General features: G+C 52.2%; 12 protein-coding genes and 1 tRNA gene. All 13 read right to left on the reverse strand.

Annotated elements, in window-relative coordinates; translation table 11 throughout:
* Nucleotides 1-99 precede the first annotated feature (99 nt).
* The gene (locus tag Q4E64_RS01330; RefSeq protein WP_303165861.1) at nt 100-495 is read right to left on the reverse strand and encodes a HEPN domain-containing protein; all 396 of its coding nucleotides are present in this window, start codon (nt 493-495) and stop codon (nt 100-102) included.
* Nucleotides 479-826, reverse strand: a complete 348-nt coding sequence (locus tag Q4E64_RS01335) for a nucleotidyltransferase domain-containing protein (protein ID WP_303165862.1) — start codon at nt 824-826, stop codon at nt 479-481. The genes Q4E64_RS01330 and Q4E64_RS01335 overlap by 17 nt, the downstream gene beginning before the upstream one ends.
* 127 nt (nt 827-953) lie before the next feature.
* The gene (locus Q4E64_RS01340; protein ID WP_303165863.1) at nt 954-1,997 is read right to left on the reverse strand and encodes an AbrB family transcriptional regulator; all 1,044 of its coding nucleotides are present in this window, start codon (nt 1,995-1,997) and stop codon (nt 954-956) included.
* 51 nt (nt 1,998-2,048) lie between these two features.
* Nucleotides 2,049-2,699: a ribosome biogenesis GTP-binding protein YihA/YsxC gene (yihA, locus tag Q4E64_RS01345; protein WP_303165864.1), complete on the reverse strand. Its 651-nt coding sequence runs from the start codon at nt 2,697-2,699 to the stop codon at nt 2,049-2,051.
* A 1-nt stretch (nt 2,700) separates the two neighbouring features.
* Entirely contained in the window at nt 2,701-5,025 is a 2,325-nt protein-coding gene (gene lon / locus Q4E64_RS01350; protein WP_303165865.1) for an endopeptidase La, read from the reverse strand.
* Nucleotides 5,026-5,138: 113 nt separating this feature from the next.
* Nucleotides 5,139-6,389: an ATP-dependent Clp protease ATP-binding subunit ClpX gene (clpX, locus tag Q4E64_RS01355; protein WP_303165866.1), complete on the reverse strand. Its 1,251-nt coding sequence runs from the start codon at nt 6,387-6,389 to the stop codon at nt 5,139-5,141.
* A gap of 21 nt (nt 6,390-6,410) precedes the next feature.
* Nucleotides 6,411-7,004 (reverse strand): ATP-dependent Clp endopeptidase proteolytic subunit ClpP, encoded by a 594-nt coding sequence (gene clpP / locus Q4E64_RS01360; protein WP_303165867.1) that lies wholly within the window; start codon nt 7,002-7,004, stop codon nt 6,411-6,413.
* A gap of 38 nt (nt 7,005-7,042) precedes the next feature.
* Nucleotides 7,043-8,326, reverse strand: a complete 1,284-nt coding sequence (gene tig / locus Q4E64_RS01365; protein ID WP_303165868.1) for a trigger factor — start codon at nt 8,324-8,326, stop codon at nt 7,043-7,045.
* Nucleotides 8,327-8,506: 180 nt separating this feature from the next.
* Nucleotides 8,507-8,581 (reverse strand) — tRNA-Gly (locus Q4E64_RS01370).
* Nucleotides 8,582-8,666: 85 nt separating this feature from the next.
* Nucleotides 8,667-9,899 carry a nitrogenase component 1 gene (locus Q4E64_RS01375; protein ID WP_303165869.1) on the reverse strand — a complete coding sequence of 411 codons (1,233 nt, stop codon included), beginning with the start codon at nt 9,897-9,899 and terminating at the stop codon, nt 8,667-8,669.
* Nucleotides 9,896-11,392: a nitrogenase component 1 gene (locus Q4E64_RS01380; RefSeq protein WP_303165870.1), complete on the reverse strand. Its 1,497-nt coding sequence runs from the start codon at nt 11,390-11,392 to the stop codon at nt 9,896-9,898. The genes Q4E64_RS01375 and Q4E64_RS01380 overlap by 4 nt, the downstream gene beginning before the upstream one ends.
* Before the next feature lie 12 nt (nt 11,393-11,404).
* Nucleotides 11,405-12,166, reverse strand: a complete 762-nt coding sequence (locus Q4E64_RS01385; RefSeq protein WP_303165871.1) for a nitrogenase iron protein NifH — start codon at nt 12,164-12,166, stop codon at nt 11,405-11,407.
* A gap of 199 nt (nt 12,167-12,365) precedes the next feature.
* Nucleotides 12,366-14,069 carry an ABC transporter ATP-binding protein gene (locus tag Q4E64_RS01390; protein WP_303165872.1) on the reverse strand — a complete coding sequence of 568 codons (1,704 nt, stop codon included), beginning with the start codon at nt 14,067-14,069 and terminating at the stop codon, nt 12,366-12,368.
* Nucleotides 14,070-14,097: the final 28 nt, after the last annotated feature.

The following is a 14,097-nucleotide window of genomic DNA, read 5'->3' on the forward strand; positions in this document are numbered from 1 at the left end:
TTATAATTTCTACGCTCTCGGCCAATCTCCTGCCGCTAAGGCAAAAAATAATAAGAGCCTTCGGTTCCCCAAAGACTCTTATTTATTATTCACGCTTCCTTACCAGCGTTCGCATAGATATGTCTCAATCCAGCCCAGTAGTGTTTCTACACTGTCGAGCAAACTTCTAATTTCTTCTTCAGTAACTTCATAATAATCGTCGTAGTCGCTATCACTACGAATATCAAAAGCGTCACCTATGATAACAGAAGCTTCTACAGGAAAAATCCCGCTTTTTATATACTCTCTTCTAAAATAGGATATAACTCCTGCATGCTTACTGAAATCTTTTTTATCTAAGGCCAGTACGCTACGCAAAGCATGAAAAACAGCATAGTAAGTCCTATTAGCCGCTCCTTCAAAATCGCCGTTCGCTATAAGTAGCTTAGCGGAAGCAAGCGAACGTTCCGCTTGCGCAAACCTATGCTTTGATAACGCCCTATGCTGCTCGTCCATACCACTCTATCCCTTCTTTAATAACATTTTGATAGAATGGCATATACTTGGCCTTCTCTTCAAAATTCGTTTTATCCCTGAATAACACAGAAAGCAAAACATCATACTTCATCCCAACAGAAGCGGCAATTACGCTAAACTGTTTACGATATTTTTTGACATTTTCTTGCGTATCGTTTATAACGATCATAATATCCATATCGGAATCAAAAGTATTATCGCCGCGAGCATAAGACCCGTACAAGATAATTTTTTCTATATCTGGACACATCTTTAATGCTTCTTGCTTAATTTCTTCAGCGATATTGAATAAATCCTGTCCCGTACACATTGCCTTCGCCCCCTTTTTATAATTATATCATCGAACTCAACTTCTTCCAAGACATATCAAGGACAATAAAAACTTTAACGTCAAAAACCGCCGCGCCCGCAAAACTGCGACCGCGGCGGTCCAATCTTTAACCTGCTACTTCTTTATGCGGAAACATCCAACCCAAAAGCGGCGGCACGCAGATATTGATGACCAGCACGCGCACAAGCTGGTACGTCAAAATAATGGAAACGTTTTCGCCCATGCTCATGCCCGCCAGCGACATTTCGGCAATGCCGCCGGGAGCCATGGCCAGGAAAGCCGTAATTAAGCTAAAGCCGTAACGCTCGCTCAACACGTTAGCCATACCGATGCTGACGACGATTAAAAGCGCCGTACCCACCAGCACCAGCGGCACCACGCCCTTGGTTTTGGCAATGCGCCCGGCGTCCAGCTGCATGCCCATGAACAAACCGATGCTGACCTGCGCCGGGGCCATGAGCCAGAACGGCACGGGCTGCACGCCGTCGGCATAAACGGCGAACGCCGCCGTCGCCAAAATCGGGCCTAAAAGGCGCGGCGTCGGCAAATGCGTTTTGACGGCCACAAAGCTGCCCAGTATAACCAAGGGCACAAAAACCAGCCAATGCACGCCGCCCCTGTTAGGCAGGGCGACGCTGCTGCCCACCACCTGCGCGTCCAACAGCCAGATTACCAAAAACGGCACCGTAATAACCACGCCCAGCAGGCGGATAACCTGCATGACCATCACAGCGTTGGGGTTAATTTCTTTATCTTCCTCCGCCATCAGCATGGAAAGCGTCATGCCGCCGGGCAGCATGCCCATAATGCAGCTTTTAAGGTTTTCGTGAGAAATGCGCGACGCCGCCCACGCCAACGCCATACTGGCGGCTAAAATCACTACCGTCGCTTCGACGACGCCGCTCAATTCGTCTAAAAAGCTGCGCCACGTATCCGCCGTGAACACCGAGCCTATGCCGTACCCGGCGACCATTAAAGCGTATTCGCGCCACTGCTTCGGCCAGCTGACGCTCACGCGCTGCGCCAGGGTTTTACAAGCAACCGCTGTCAGCAAGCCTCCCAACAAAAAAGGGATGGGCAGGTGCGCGCTTTGCAGCAGCCGCCCAAGGCACAGGGCGGTAACGAATAACAGCAAACGATTCACAAGCATTTTCGCCAACTCCTCAGGATAAAACTTACGGTCTACAAGCGGATACGCCGTCTATTCTTCCACCGTTACGTCCGATGCGAGCACGTCCATAATACGGCCGATGAGCTCGCCGCGGGCAGTGTGCTGCGTGGAGGAATAGGCGATGATATCCTGATTGCCCAGCCCCATTTCCCGCATGAACAAAGCCCGCTGCGCCATAGCCGCGCTTTTGGAAAGCTTATCGGCCTTGGTCAGCACTATCTGCACCTTCAGGCCGCAGCTTTTGAGCCAATGGTAGCATTCCAGATCGCTGTCCATGGGTTTATGGCGAATATCGATAAGCTGGCACACCAGCCCTAGGTTTTCGCTTTCAGAAAGATATTTGCTGATGAAACCGGACCATTGCTCCTTATTATTGCGGTTGGTGCGGGCGAAGCCGTACCCGGGCAGATCTACCAGATAAAATCTGGCGCGTTCGTCCATGCCCTCGCTGACGCGCTTAGCCTCCAGCTCGTAAAAATTTATAGTCTGCGTCTTGCCCGGCGTAGCGCTGACACGCGCCAGGCCGTTGCGGCGGCACAGCGAATTGATTAAAGACGACTTGCCAACATTACTGCGGCCGATAAACGCCGCCTCGATCATTTTATCGCGGGGGTACTGGTCGGCACGAACGGCGGAAGCCACATATTTAGAGCGAATAATATCCCAGGTTCCTTTACTCATGTCATTCCTCCAATGCTATTTGCAAAACGTCATCCAAATGTTCCACAGGAATAAACTGCATTTCTTTGCGCACATTATCCGGCAGCTCGTCCAAATCCTGCATATTGCGTTTGGGCAGCAGCACCGTTTTCACGCCGTAGCGGTAAGCGGCCAGCATTTTTTCCTTAATGCCGCCTACAGGCCACACCTTACCTGACAAAGTGATTTCGCCCGTCATAGCCAGCTTGCCCTTCACGGGCTTGCCGGTTAAAGCGGACACCATAGCCGTAACCATGGTAACGCCGGCGGAGGGGCCGTCCTTAGGTACTGCGCCCTCCGGCAAATGGATATGCAGGTCTGTGTTCTCGCCGAAGGTGTCGGGCAAGCCCAAGGTTTTAGCGCGGCTGCGGATGTAAGTATAGCCGGCCTGCGCCGATTCCTTCATCACGTCGCCCAGCTGTCCCGTCAGCGTCAAGTTGCCCTTGCCCTTAAAGGCCAGCACTTCTACCTTCAGCAGCTCGCCGCCAACGCTGGTCCAGGCCAGGCCGTTGCACACGCCCACGGAAGACTCCAGGCTGATGTCGTCGTCCATGAACAAAACCTTGCCCAAATACTTCTCCAGATTCTTTTCCGTTACCTGCGCCGCTTGCCCCTTGCCCTTAACGATACGGTAAGCTATCTTACGGCATACCGCCGCCAGCTTGCGCTCCAGATTGCGCACGCCCGCTTCGCGCGTATAGTCGTGAATCACGCGGCGGATAGCCTTCTCGCTGACAGCAACCTTATATTTATCCAGACCGTTGAGCTTTATTTCCTTCGGCAGCAGATGCAGCTGGGCAATCTTCACCTTTTCCTCATCCGTATAGCTGCTCAGCTGGATAATTTCCATGCGGTCCAGCAGCGCCGGCGGGATGGTTTCCACCGTATTGGCGGTTACAATCCAGAAAACATGTGATAAATCGAAGGGAAACTCGATAAAATGGTCGCTGAAAGCGTTGTTCTGCTCCGGGTCCAGCACCTCCAAAAGAGCGGACGCCGGGTCGCCGCGGAAGTCAGCGGCCATTTTGTCCACCTCGTCCAGCAAAAAGACGGGGTTCATGCAGCCCGCAGTCTGCATACCGTGAATAATACGTCCCGGCATGGAACCGATATAGGTACGGCGATGACCGCGGATTTCGGCCTCGTCGCGAATACCGCCCAAGGACACGCGGGTAAATTTGCGGTCGATAGCGCGGGCGACGCTGTAGGCCAGGCTGGTCTTGCCCACGCCCGGCGGCCCCACCAAGCACAGGATGGGTCCACGGGAAGCAGGCGCAAGCGCGCGCACCGCCAGATATTCCATGATACGCTCCTTGACCTTCTTCAAGCCGTAATGGTCGCTGTCCAATATTTTTTGCGCCCGCTGCAAATCGAAATTATCCTCGGTAAACTTGCCCCAGGGCAGCGACAGCAGCGCGTCAATATAGCTGCGGATAACCGCGCCGTCGGGAGTCATGGGCGGCATCTTAATCAAGCGGTTGAACTCCTTATCCAGCTTGGCCGCCACGTCCTGCGGCAGCGCCAGTTCCGCTACGCGCTTGCGGTATTCGGCTATTTCGCTCTGCACGTCCTCGGCCTCGCCCAGCTCCTTGCTAATGGCTTTAATCTGCTCCCGCAGATAATATTCCTTCTGGTTCTGCTCCACCTGAGCGTGTACCTGCTGCGAAATAGACTTGGCGACGTCGGCGATTTCCTGCTCGCGCGTCAGCAATTCGTACAGATAACGCAGGCGTTCGTTGACTGCCGCCGTCTCCAGCACCCGCTCCTTTTCTTGCAAAGAAACGGGCAAATAGCCTGTTATCATATCGGCCACGCGCCCAGTATCCGGCTGCGCTTTAAAGGCCTGCACCACCTCGGCGTTAATCTTTTTCGTCAGCAGCACCCAATTTTCAAAGGCTTCCAAGAGCAAACGGCGCAACGCTTCCGCTTCCGCCGCGTCGCCTGCGACGCTGGGCGCTATTTCGCCCTGTCCGACAAAGTAATCTTCGTTATCGCGGCTTACTTCCGTAACGTCGGTTAAACGCACGCGCTCCAAGCCTTCTACTAACAAACGCATAGCGCCGCTGGGCAGTGTCAGCTGCTGCTTAATTTCCGCCAGCACGCCCCAATTATATAAATCGCTGACATTGATATCGGCGCGCGCGGCGTCTTTTTGCGCGGCCAGCAAAATGCGTTTATCTTCGTCCAAAGCGGCTTTTACGGCCGCCATGGATTTATCGCGGCCCACGTCCACATTAACCAGCATTCCCGGCAGGATGACCAACCCGCGCAACGGCAAAAGCGGCTTAGTCAATAAAGTTCCAGCCATCTTATCACTCCTCGTATCTTCGTCGGCCGTCGCCGACGCTTTTCTTCCAAATATAACATCTTATAGAAAATAAGGGAGAAGGCGCTTACCTTCCCCCTACATTTTTTAATTGCTTACTCCACAAGCATTTGCGGGTCGCAATGCTCACGCACAGTGGCTTCGGTAACGACGCATTTTTTCACGTCGTCACGGGAAGGTACGTCGTACATTACGTTGCGCATAATGGATTCTATAATGGCGCGTAAGCCGCGGGCGCCGGCGCTGCGCTTTAACGCTTCTTCAGCGATAGCCTCCAAAGCCGCAGGCTCAAACTCCAGCTCTACGCCGTCCATAGCCAGAAAGCGTTGGTATTGCTTAACCAAGGCATTGCGCGGCTCGGTCAGAATCTTCACCAAAGCGGCCTTATCCAGGGAATTCAGCGTCACCACCACGGGCAAACGCCCGGCAAATTCCGGGATAATGCCAAACTTCATAATATCCTCCGGCAAAACCTTGCTGAAGGCTTCGTTGGTATTGATTTCTTCTTTTTTGCGGATGTCCGCCCCAAACCCCAAATTCTTCTTGCCGATGCGGGCGTTCACAATATGCTCCAGCCCGGCGAAAGCGCCGCCGCAAATAAACAGGATATTGGTGGTATCGATATTGATAAATTCCTGATGCGGATGCTTGCGCCCGCCCTTGGGCGGCACGCTGGCCACAGTACCCTCTAAAATTTTCAGCAAAGCCTGCTGCACACCTTCGCCGGAAACGTCGCGCGTAATCGAAACGTTTTCGGACTTGCGGGAAATCTTATCTATCTCGTCGATATACACGATGCCGCGCTGCGCGGCTTCCACGTCGTAATCAGCGTTGCTGATGAGCTTCAGCAGAATATTTTCCACGTCCTCGCCCACATAACCGGCCTCGGTTAAGGTAGTAGCGTCGGCCATGGCGAAGGGCACCTGCAAAATCTTAGCCAAGGTCTGCGCCAAGAGCGTTTTGCCGCTGCCCGTGGGGCCCAGCATCAGGATATTGGACTTTTGCAGCTCTACGTCCCGCTCTGCCTGCGGGTTCTGCATTTCGTAATTGATGCGCTTATAGTGATTGTAAACGGCTACGGACAAAGTCTTTTTGGCCTCGTCCTGACCGATTACATATTCGTCTAAAATAGCTTTTATCTCTTTCGGTTTAGGCAAATCGCCTACTTCGGCCACGCTGGCGGGAGCAGCCTGCTGGTTATCCTCGTCAAGCATATCTTTGCAGAATTCGATACACTCGTCGCAGATATACACACCGCGACCGGCAATCAGCCTGCGCACCTGTCCCTCGCGCTTGCCGCAGAAGGAACAGCACAGCTCATTGTCGTGATCATCGTCAAAACTCATTTTGCAAATCTCCTTGGTATCTTATTCAGCCGACCTGCTGCGGGTAACGACCTCGTCAATCAAGCCATATTCCTTGGCTTCTCCGCTGGTTAAATAATGATCGCGTTCAGTATCGGCGGCGATCTTTTCCACAGTCTGACCGGTATGCTTGGCCAGCACCTGGTTCATTTCCTCGCGGATACGCAGAATCTCGCGGGCATGGATTTCGATTTCCGTCGCCTGGCCCTGAGCGCCGCCCAAGGGCTGGTGAATCATTACTCTGGAATAGGGCAGAGCGAAACGCTTGCCGGGCGCTCCGGCAGCCAGCAGCACGGAAGCCATGCTGGCGGCCATGCCCATGCAGATAGTGGAAACGTCGGGCTTGATGTACTGCATCGTATCGTAAATAGCCATACCGGCGCTGACGCTGCCGCCAGGACTATTGATATACAAATGAATATCCTTATCAGGATCTTCCGACTCCAGGAACAATAACTGAGCGATGACAACATTGGCCATATTGTCATCAATAGGGCCAGTCACGAAAACGATTCTATCCTTCAAGAGACGGGAATATATATCGTAGGACCGTTCGCCACGGCTGGATTGTTCAACAACGATAGGCACGTAATTCATTTTGTCACACCCCTTTACTGTACAACTCTAATGGCAGCTTATTTCGCGCTGTCGATAACTACGCGGGCTGCTTTGCGGCGCAAAATGTTGGCCAGCAGCAGGCCCATAGTGCCGTTGCTCTTAATAATTTTCTTAACTTCGTCCACGGAAGCGCCGTGCTGTGCGGAAATAGCGGCGATTTCTGCGTCCACGTCGGCCATGTCAACCTGAATGTTTTCAGCCTTAGCGATAGCGTCCAGAACCAAATCGGTCTTTACGTTTTCTTCAGCAACAGGACGTTGGTTTTCGCGGATCTTGTCCATATCCAGACCGGTGTACTGCATGTACATATCCATGGTCATTTTACGGCTTTCCAGGCTCATTTTCATTTCTTCAACCATTTGGCTGATGCGGTCCTCGATCATGACAGGAGGAACGGTGAATTTAGCGTTAGCCACAGCCAGATCAATCAAAGCATGCTCGTAGGCAACCTTAGCATTTTCCTCAGCGGCCTTCTGCATGCGCTCTTTATAGTTGGCGCGCAGCTCTTCTACAGTTTTGAAATCGCTGTTAGCGGCAACGTATTCGTCGTTCAGCTCAGGCAGCTCTTTGATTTTTACGTCCTGAATATTTACTTTGAACACAGCTTCCTTGCCGGCCAGCTCTTTTACGAAGTATTCTTCGGGGAAGGTTACCTCTACGTCGGTGGAATCGCCCTTGGACAGGCCTACCAGCTGATCCTCAAAGCCGGGGATGAAGGAGTTGGAACCAACCTCCAGAGGATAGCCCTTGCCCTCGCCGCCGCTGAAGGGTTCGCCGCCAACGGTACCGGCAAAGTCGATGATAGCGAAGTCGCCTTTCTCGATAACATGGCCTTCCTCGGCAACTACCATTTTAGCGTTGCGGTTGCGCAGATCGTTCATTTGCGCTTCTACCTGCTCGTCGGTAACGGCTGCTTCTTCTTTATCTACATGCAGGCCCTTGTATTCGCCCAGTTCAGGCTCCGGTTTCAGAGTAACTTTAATGGTCAGCTCCATGTCCTTGCCTTCTTCAAAGGTGGAAGCTTCTACCTTGGGGTCTTCAACGGGAATCAGGTGTTCTTGCTCCAAAGCTTCGCTGTAAGCCTTGTTAGCTACGATTTCAAAAGCTTCCTGCTTAACGGCTTCCTTGCCGTAATGCATTTCGATAATGGCGCGGGGCGCTTTGCCTTTACGGAAGCCGGGGATATTTACGCTGTTGGCAATTTTTTGCACAGCTTTTTTGAAGCCTGCGTTAACGTCAGCCGCAGGAGCGGTAATTTTTAAGGTTGCCTCGTTTTCTACTCTTTCAACAGTAACATTCATTGAATAAAATCCTCCCTTAAATTTATGTGGGTAAAAAATATTATAATCGGATTAAGCTGCCAGCTTTCCTAACGCATAAAATTTGCTGACACAAATCGCTCATAATATCATATCACAACAGGCGCATCTTGACAATACTAAAAAGCCCGGCAGACGCTGTCTGTCGGGCAAATTTTTAAATGGAGCGGAAAACGAGATTCGAACTCGCGACCCCCTCCTTGGCAAGGAGGTGCTCTACCACTGAGCTATTTCCGCATCAGCAACGAATATAAGTATAAAGCATCGCTGCACGTTTGTCAACACTTTTTTATAATTTTTTTTGGCGAATCACAAACAACGCTTACGCCTTCTGATAATATTCCTGAATAATCTCCAGCAAAAAGTCTGCGCCGCGCTCGCCCATGAACGGCAGGTGACTGGCGATTAACGCTCCCTCCAGGAAAGGCGCGCTGATGCGCAGCTTAGTATTGCTGCCGTCGCACTGCAGCAGAGCGATATCGTCGCCCATTACCAGCGTACGCTGCAAGGGCCGCAGCTGCGCCAGCCAGTCCTTCTCGTTTTCATAATGCACAACGCCCTCTGCCGGATCAGCCACATTTTTCAGCGAATGAGCGCAAATCTTTTGCTCCACAGCTATGCCTGCTTCCTCAAGGAAGCTGCTAACGCCAACTACCGTATCGTACTCGCCCTTGACTGCCGCGCGCGGCTGCAGATTGCCGCCGCGCATCATACGCAGCATGCCCAGCATCCCTAGGCCTTTTTCCTTCATGTTAATACGCATCATTACCATGGGGTCGGGCGCAGCGCCGACGGCCTCGCCAACCTGCCGCAAAAAGCGCAGTGTTCCCTGATAGCCGTAGGGTGCGGCGTAAACATAGGGCGTACCGAACTGCTCCTGCAAAAGCTGCGCCGCAGCCAGACCTTCGCAGCTGATAACGATATTCACGGACGCAGCTCCCATCTCCGCAATTTCATCTACGGAGGTATTGCAGCACAGGCAGGCAATCCGCGACAGGCCAAAGCTTTCCTTGAGCAGGCTGTCAATTTCCCAGATATCGGAGGAAATACGGTAATGCCAGGCGGAAGCGCCGATAATATTATAGGTCAGCGGATGCTTGGACACGTCCTGCTTCGGCAGATTGCGCACCAGCAGCTTATAAGCCTCGCTGGTACCAACGCTGTAATCGCCCAGGAAGCCGCCCTGCTCGAAGGCTACCAGCTTCGCCTTCACCTCCTGCTGCATATAGCGGCAGACGCCCTTAATATCCGTGCCGATAACAGCAGTTACCGAGGAGGCTACCACGAAAATCACCTGGGGCCCGTAATTTTTATCCAGCTCGATTAAGGATTCCTCTAAGCGCGTAACGTCGCCCATAACCACGTCGTCCTCGCTCATATGCGTGGTAAATAAACGGTTCTGGAAGCGAATGCCCAAGCCGCCGTACAGGCCCATGCTATAGTGAGTAGTTCCGGCCGGACCGTATTCCAAAACAATGCTGCCCTGTACGTTGAGCAGGCTCCAAATAATGCCCATTCTGTCGGAAGGGACAGGTAAATATCTTACTAAGCTCACAATCCTGCCTCCTTTCTGTACTGCTTGGCTTTAGCCAAAGTCGCTTGCATTACCCTGAGCAAATAGCTTTGCACTTCAAAGCCAAGCATAGCGCCTGCGCCGTCGCTGTGAACTACGGCGATGCCCTTTGCCCGCAGACGGTCGTCAAATTCATGTCCCAAATACAGATAAGGATGCAGTACGTCGTAAACATATTGCAGCGGCGCGATATTGGCAGCCTTGCAGACATAAGGGTCGGTAAAACGCAGAATATCGGCCACATCAGGGTTATCCTCAGTAAAATGATTGCTTTGCACCAGCTGAGGCTCCATACCCAGCAGGCACAAATAACGGTTCAGCTCGAAGCAGTCGTAGGGAGTATTGCCGTAAATATAGGGAACGCCCTGCAGCTCGCCCTTAGCGGCGGCTTCCAGCTCCTTGCTCTTACTGTATAATTCCTGCACCTCCTGGGGCAGAGGCAGCTCCAGATAAGCAAACAGCTTTTGGTAGCTTTCCCTGATTCTTTCCGGGTCGGCAAATTTATTAAAGTACACATAGGGCGTACCGAAGCGCTTTTCCATAGCCTTGGCCAGAGGCAAGGCAATATCGTGCACTACGATATTAACCTTGGCTGCGGCAGCCTGCTTAATTTCTTCAACGGTGCAGCCGCTGGGCAGCTGCATACCAATCTTCACGCCGGATTTTTGCAGCATGGCGTAAAGCTCGGTGGACGAAAAATTGCCCATGCGCTGACCCATAACATTGACGGAACCGTTGCCGGGAACCTCCTCCATCAAATCAAGGCAGGCGCTGATAGCTCGCTCCAGCCCGGGGAAATGGTCCTCGCATTTGAAATGCTCCGTATGCACCGCCATCACGGGAAGATGATACTGGGCGCTTAATTCTTCGGCAATGGAGTCGTAATCATCGCCGATAACCTCGATAACGCAGGTCGTAACCAGCATAACGCATTCCGGCTTGTATTCCTCCATCATTTCCTTGAAGGCACGGTGCATCATCTCACTGCTGCCGAAGGTAACGTCGTGGCTGTCCAAAACTACGGAAACACAACGCCCGCCTACGCCGCCGAAATTATCGTTAATGGTCAGGCTCTTAGTATAATAGCTGCATTCGTCGGTGCCCACGATAACCAGCAGGCAGTCCTTAATGCCGCCGGCAGCCATCGCCGCGCCCATCAGCGGGCAGTGAGTGCCGGGAAAGAGCGCTTTCGTCAGCTGGGGCACGTCCTTAATTGTAGCCACCTGGCTCAAACGCTTGAGCCTGCCCAAAAGCTCTTTGCCGTCCATACCCTTAGCCAAAGGTGGCATGCCCATCTTCTGCGCCATCTTCAGCATTTCGTTCTTGCCGCCGGCCTTGGTCATCATTTTCATTATGGACGCCGTATCCGGCATGGGCTCGCCCTTAGCGCGCTTAGCCTTTACTGCTGCAATAGCGCTTTCGGGCATACCCATTTTACGCGCCATCGCCCACATTGCATCTTCTTTTAAACCCATTGCTTCCTCCTTTTATTCTACATCCTCGCTTAAAGCCAGCACCTTGTCCGCCAGCTCCCGGTACACCTTTACCATGTGGGAATCGGGGACAAACTGGCTCACGGTGCCGCCCTGATTTTCCGCCAGCTGAATATCGCCGCTGCGGGGCACATACTGCACCACTTCCGTTTCAATTTCAGCGGCAGCCTTATCCACCAGCGCTCTTTCGTCCTCGATATTTTTCGCGTTCAGAATAATACCGCGCAGGCGCGCATAGCCGCGGCGGCCAAAATTCTTAATAGCCTGAGCGATATTGCTGGCGGCATACAGCGCCATCATTTCGCCGGAGGACACGATAAATACCTCGCGGGCATAGCCGCCGCGAATAGGCATAGCGAAGCCGCCGCAAACCACGTCGCCCAATACGTCGTAAATAACTACATCCGGCTTATAAACCTCAAAAGCGCGCAGCTCCTCCAGCTTTTCAAAAGCGGAAATAATACCGCGCCCGGCGCAGCCGATACCGGGAGTAGGGCCTCCTGCTTCCACGCACAGCACGCCGCCGAAGCCGGTAAAGACGATATCCTCCAGCTTCAGCTCCTCGCCCTTGGCCTTCAGCTGCTCCAGCACAGTGGGAATACGCTTGCCCTCCATCAGGTTTTTGGTGCTGTCGGACTTGGGGTCGCAGCCTATCTGCATAACCTTATAGCCCTTCAAAGCCAGCGCCGCCGACAGATTGGACGTAGTTGTGGATTTACCAATGCCACCCTTACCATAGATTGCAATTTTTCTCATGTGTTTTTCTCCTTGATTTTAATTTATATTTTATTTATATAACATCAGCGATAAACTCCCCCAGTCACCTTCGGTGACAGCCCCCTCAATGAGGGGACAAAACTAATTTTTAAGTTTTTATTTTGCTCCCTCTTTGAGGGAGCTGGCATTTTGCGCAGCAAAATGTCTGAGGGAGTGTTTCTTGACTGTAATTTATATTTTATTGATGATATAGCTCATAATAAGCGCCCTGCTTAGCCAACAGCTCCGCCTGCGTGCCGCATTCCACCATGCGCCCGTTCTTGAGCACCACGATTTTATCGGCGCGGCTGACGGTGGAAAGGCGGTGGGCGATAATCAGCGTCGTCCTGCCTGCGGCCAGCTTATCCAGCTCCCGCTGAATCTGCTTTTCCGTTTTATTGTCCAAAGCCGAGGTAGCCTCGTCCAGAACGACGATGGGCGGATTTTTCAAAAAGACTCTGGCGATAGCGATGCGCTGCTTTTGGCCGCCGCTTAATTTTACGCCGCGCTCGCCAATTTCCGTCATGTACTTATCCGGCAGGCTTTCAATAAATTCGTCCGCAGCGGCAGACTTAGCCGCCGCTTCTATCTGCGCGTCGCCGGCGTCCGGATCGGCGTAAGCGATATTATATTTTACGGAATCAGAAAACAAAAAGACGTCCTGCTGCACCAGGCCGATTTGTCGGCGCAAGGATTTTTGCGTATAATCGGCAATATCCACATCGTCCAACAGCACCCGTCCCTGCCGTGGCTCGTAAAAACGCAGCAAAAGATTAGCAAGCGTCGTTTTGCCCGCTCCCGTAGCGCCTACAAAGGCCACGGTTTCTCCAGGCTCAATAGTCAGATTAAGGTTTTTGATAACCTCCCGGCCCTCGCCGTAGCCAAAGGTGAGGTTTTCAAAAGCTATGCGTCCGCGAATATTTTTACACTCTATCGCGTTGGGACGGTCGGTAATTTCCTCCGGCTGACGCATAATCTCGTAAAAGCGCTGAAAGCCCGCCATGCCGCGCTGGTACAATTCTGTAAAGGCCAGCAAGCGCATCAACGGCTTAATGAAGATACCAACGTATAAGAAGAAAGCCACCAAATCGCTGAACAGCATTTCTCCCCGGCTGATGAGCAGCGTGCCGCCTACCAAAATAGCCACGTTGATAAAATTTGTAAAAAAGCCCATGCTGCTGATGAAATAAGCGCGTACTTTAAACGAAGCTTTGCGCACGGCCACGTAGGCGTCGGCCTTCCGCATAAAGCCGGACAGGTTTTCCTCCTCCGCCGCAAAGGCCTTTACCAAACGAATACCGCTCAAGCTTTCCTCCGCCCGCGCCGTCATTTCGCCCTGCTTCACCCTGTTGGCGAAATACGCGGCCTTCATTCTGCCGTTCAGGTAAATGGTGTGTACCGTCTTGCCTAACAATAAAACCGTTACCAAAACGCCCAAATACAAATTCATCCACATCATTATGGCCATAGTGCCCAGCATGCTTAAAAGGCAAACGATAACGTCCGCCGGGGCGCGGAACGCCAGCTCGCCAATTTCTCCCAAGTCGCCCGTGATGCGGGAAAGCAGTTGTCCCGTTTTCACGCTGTCAAAAAAGCGGAAGGACATATTCTGAATGTGACTGAATAAATCGCGACGCATATCGTTTTCTATGCGCGCGCTCATCAGATAACCCCAATAGGAAAAAACATATTGCAGCAGTAAATTGCCAAGATATAAGCCGCACAGCAATGCAGCCAGACGCATTACCTGCGCCACATTGTTCTGCGGCAGCTCCACATTCAGTATCTGACGCACCAAAGCGGGAAACAGCAGCTCCATTGCCGCAGCTGCCAGCGAGCCAAAGACAATGCCTGCCACAGCTAATTTATAGGGCTTGTAGTATTTAAAAAATGTTTTGAGCATACCTGACCGCCTTTTACCTCCAAAATTT

Origin of the sequence: Phascolarctobacterium sp. (assembly GCF_030531065.1) — a bacterium.
Taxonomy (GTDB): Bacteria; Bacillota; Negativicutes; order Acidaminococcales; family Acidaminococcaceae; genus Phascolarctobacterium_A.